This window comes from Pseudomonas emilianonis, assembly GCF_023072625.1.
Taxonomy (GTDB): domain Bacteria; phylum Pseudomonadota; class Gammaproteobacteria; order Pseudomonadales; family Pseudomonadaceae; genus Aquipseudomonas; species Aquipseudomonas paraveronii.
Map to the genome: position 1 here is coordinate 1 of NZ_JAKNRV010000478.1, position 3,347 is coordinate 3,347.

The 3,347-nt window shown below is 61.0% G+C and carries 6 protein-coding genes; all 6 read left to right on the forward strand.

What is annotated here, in order from left to right; all coding sequences use genetic code 11:
* Nucleotides 1–181 (forward strand): pyrroline-5-carboxylate reductase family protein (locus tag L9Z73_RS27880; RefSeq protein WP_282598781.1); only part of this gene is annotated, 181 nt, incomplete at its 5' end.
* Between the two features lie 39 nt (nucleotides 182–220).
* A complete protein-coding gene (locus tag L9Z73_RS27885) occupies nucleotides 221–808 on the forward strand; it encodes a YggT family protein (RefSeq protein ID WP_247407939.1) in 588 nt (195 codons plus the stop codon).
* A 104-nt stretch (nucleotides 809–912) separates the two neighbouring features.
* On the forward strand, nucleotides 913–2,052 hold the full coding sequence (metX, locus tag L9Z73_RS27890) for a homoserine O-succinyltransferase MetX (protein WP_247407940.1): 1,140 nt from the start codon (nucleotides 913–915) through the stop codon (nucleotides 2,050–2,052).
* A 7-nt stretch (nucleotides 2,053–2,059) separates the two neighbouring features.
* The gene (metW, locus tag L9Z73_RS27895; protein WP_247407941.1) at nucleotides 2,060–2,680 is read left to right on the forward strand and encodes a methionine biosynthesis protein MetW; all 621 of its coding nucleotides are present in this window, start codon (nucleotides 2,060–2,062) and stop codon (nucleotides 2,678–2,680) included.
* A 21-nt stretch (nucleotides 2,681–2,701) separates the two neighbouring features.
* A complete protein-coding gene (locus L9Z73_RS27900; RefSeq protein WP_247407943.1) occupies nucleotides 2,702–3,136 on the forward strand; it encodes a DUF4426 domain-containing protein in 435 nt (144 codons plus the stop codon).
* Nucleotides 3,133–3,347 (forward strand): non-canonical purine NTP pyrophosphatase (locus tag L9Z73_RS27905; protein ID WP_282598782.1); only part of this gene is annotated, 215 nt, incomplete at its 3' end. The genes L9Z73_RS27900 and L9Z73_RS27905, both read left to right, overlap by 4 nt.

Below are 3,347 nucleotides of genomic sequence, written 5' to 3' on the forward strand. Positions count from 1 at the left end.
GATGGCCGTATCCAGCGACGTGGATGCCGCCGAGCTGCGCCGCCGTGTGACCTCCCCGGGCGGCACCACGCAAGCCGCCATCGAATCGTTCCAGGCCGGGGGCTTCGAAGCCCTGGTGGAAAAAGCACTGGGTGCCGCGGCACATCGTTCGGCCGAGATGGCCGAGCAACTGGGCAAATAGTCGTCCCCAACCTGCAACAGGACTAGATAGGAATCGAACATGCTCGGAATCAATGACGCTGCCATTTTCATCATCCAGACCCTAGGCAGCCTGTACCTGCTGATCGTGCTGATGCGCTTTATCCTGCAATTGGTGCGGGCGAACTTCTACAACCCGCTGTGCCAGTTCGTGGTGAAGGCCACCCAGCCGTTGCTCAAGCCCCTGCGCCGGGTGATCCCTAGCCTGTTTGGGCTGGACATGTCCTCGCTGGTACTGGCGCTGCTGCTGCAGATCCTGCTGTTCGCGGTGATCCTGACGCTCAGTGGCTACCAGGCCTTGACCCTCCTGCTGTTGCCATGGGCGCTGATCGGGGTTTTCTCGCTGTTTTTAAAGATCATCTTCTGGTCGATGATCATCAGCGTGATCCTCTCGTGGGTCGCACCCGGCAGCCGCAGCCCCGGGGCCGAACTGGTCGCCCAGATCACCGAACCCGTGCTGGCGCCGTTCCGCCGCTTGATCCCCAACCTGGGCGGCCTGGATATCTCGCCGATCTTCGCGTTTATCGCGATCCAGCTCCTGCAAAGCTGGGTGATCCCGCGCCTTGCGTTCTACGCGTTCATGCCCAAAGAGCTGTTCGGGCTGATCTGATTCAGCGCCGCTTGTGTATCAGGGCCGGATAACCTCCGGCCTTTGCTTGCCGCTAGGGGCAGCGGTCTTTAGACTTACGCCTCATTTAAACGAGAGCAGGGTCGATGCCAACTGCCTTTCCCCCCGATTCTGTTGGACTGGTCGTGCCCCAAGTGGCGCACTTCAGCGAACCGCTGGCCCTGGCCTGCGGCCGTTCGCTGCCAGCCTACGACCTGATCTATGAAACCTACGGCCAGTTGAACGCCACCGCGAGCAACGCCGTGCTGATCTGCCACGCCTTGTCCGGCCATCATCATGCCGCCGGCTTCCACAGCGTCGACGAGCGCAAGCCCGGCTGGTGGGACAGCTGCATCGGCCCCGGCAAACCCATCGATACCAACAAATTCTTTGTGGTCAGCCTGAACAACCTCGGCGGCTGCAACGGCTCGACCGGCCCCAGCAGCCTCAACCCGGAAACCGGCAAGCCCTTCGGCGCCGACTTCCCGGTACTGACCGTGGAAGACTGGGTACACAGCCAGGCGCGTCTGGCCGACCTGCTGGGCATCCGGCAATGGGCCGCCGTGATCGGCGGCAGCCTCGGCGGCATGCAAGCCCTGCAGTGGACCATCACTTACCCCGATCGCGTGCGCCATTGCCTGGCCATCGCCTCGGCCCCCAAGTTGTCGGCGCAGAACATCGCCTTCAACGAAGTGGCGCGCCAGGCGATCCTGACCGACCCGGACTTTCACGGCGGTTCGTTCCAGGAAGCCGGCGTGATCCCCAAGCGCGGCTTGATGCTGGCGCGGATGGTCGGGCATATCACCTACCTGTCCGACGACTCCATGGGCGAGAAATTCGGCCGTGGCCTCAAGAGCGAGAAGCTCAACTACGACTTCCACAGCGTGGAGTTCCAGGTGGAAAGCTACCTGCGGTATCAGGGCGAAGAGTTCTCCGGGCGGTTTGACGCCAACACCTACCTGCTGATGACCAAGGCCCTGGACTACTTCGACCCGGCGGCCAACTTCGACGACGACCTGGCGAAAACCTTCGAGGGCGCGTCGGCCAAGTTCTGCGTGATGTCGTTCACCACCGACTGGCGCTTCTCGCCAGCCCGCTCGCGGGAACTGGTGGATGCCTTGATGGCGGCGAAGAAAGACGTCTGCTACCTGGAAATCGATGCTCCGCAAGGCCACGACGCCTTCCTGATCCCGATCCCTCGTTATCTGCAGGCGTTCAGCAACTACATGAACCGCATAATTTTGTGAGAACGCCATGAGAGCCGACCTGGAAATCATCCAAGACTGGATACCCGCCGGCAGCCGCGTGCTCGACCTTGGCTGCGGCGATGGCGAACTGCTGAGCTGGCTGCGCGACCACAAGCAAGTCACCGGCTACGGCCTGGAAAACGACCCGGACAACATCGCCCAGTGCGTGGCCAAGGGCATCAACGTGATCGAGCAGGACCTGGACAAGGGCCTGGGCAACTTTGCCAGCAACAGCTTCGACGTCGTGGTGATGACCCAGGCCTTGCAAGCGGTGCATTACCCGGACCGCATCCTCGACGAAATGCTGCGCGTCGGCCGCCAGTGCATCATCACCTTCCCCAACTTCGGTCACTGGCGCTGCCGCTGGTACCTGGCCACCAAGGGCCGGATGCCGGTGTCGGATTTCCTGCCGTACACGTGGTACAACACACCGAACATCCACTTTTGCACCTTCGAAGACTTCGAAGCCCTGTGTAGCGAGCGGGAAGCCAAGGTGATCAACCGCCTTGCCGTCGATCAACAGCACCGCCACGGCTGGGCAAGTAAACTATGGCCCAACCTGTTGGGCGAAATCGGGATTTACCGGGTCAGCAGCCCTGGCCTGACAGATCACAAGATTGCCGTCTAATCATTTTCAAGAGGGACGCTCATGAGTCGTCTGGCTGTTTTTCTACTCACCGCATGCCTGGGCGTCAGCGCCATGGCCGCCGATGCTATCGACAGTAAGCGCCAGAAAGAATTTGGCGATATCACCGTGCACTACAACACCTTCACTTCCAGCTTCCTGCAACCCGAAACGGCCCAGGCGGTTGGCGTGGTACGCAGTAAGAACAAGGGGTTGATCAACGTGGCCGTGGTCAAGGGCGTGACGCCCGTGGCCGCGCAAGTGACCGGCACGATCAAGGACCTGAGCGGCAGGAGCGAAATTCTGACGTTCAAGCAGATTACCGAGAAAGGTGCGATCTATTACCTCGCGCCCTACAACGTACCGCAACAGGAAGTACGAGTTTTCACCATCAACGTTGAAACCGGCGGCAAGGCCCATGGTTTCCAATTCAACCAGGAACTGTTTCCGGCAGAATGATGAACTTGACTCAACTCGTGCTGGCCAGCCATAACGCCGGCAAACTCAAAGAACTCCAGGCCATGCTCGGCGAGTCCGTGCAACTGCGTTCGATCGGCGAGTTCAGCCAGGTCGAGCCAGAAGAGACGGGCCTGTCGTTCGTCGAAAACGCTATCCTCAAAGCGCGCAACGCCGCACGCCTCTCCGGCCTGCCGGCGCTGGCGGACGACTC

What these genes read in the sequence shown, in the direction of transcription:
- metW (WP_247407941.1), top strand. Translation starts at nt 2,060, where the DNA reads ATGAGAGCCGACCTGGAAATCATCCAAGACTGGATACCCGCCGGCAGC.
- metX (WP_247407940.1), top strand. Translation starts at nt 913, where the DNA reads ATGCCAACTGCCTTTCCCCCCGATTCTGTTGGACTGGTCGTGCCCCAA.
- L9Z73_RS27900 (WP_247407943.1), top strand. Translation starts at nt 2,702, where the DNA reads ATGAGTCGTCTGGCTGTTTTTCTACTCACCGCATGCCTGGGCGTCAGC.
- L9Z73_RS27885 (WP_247407939.1), top strand. Translation starts at nt 221, where the DNA reads ATGCTCGGAATCAATGACGCTGCCATTTTCATCATCCAGACCCTAGGC.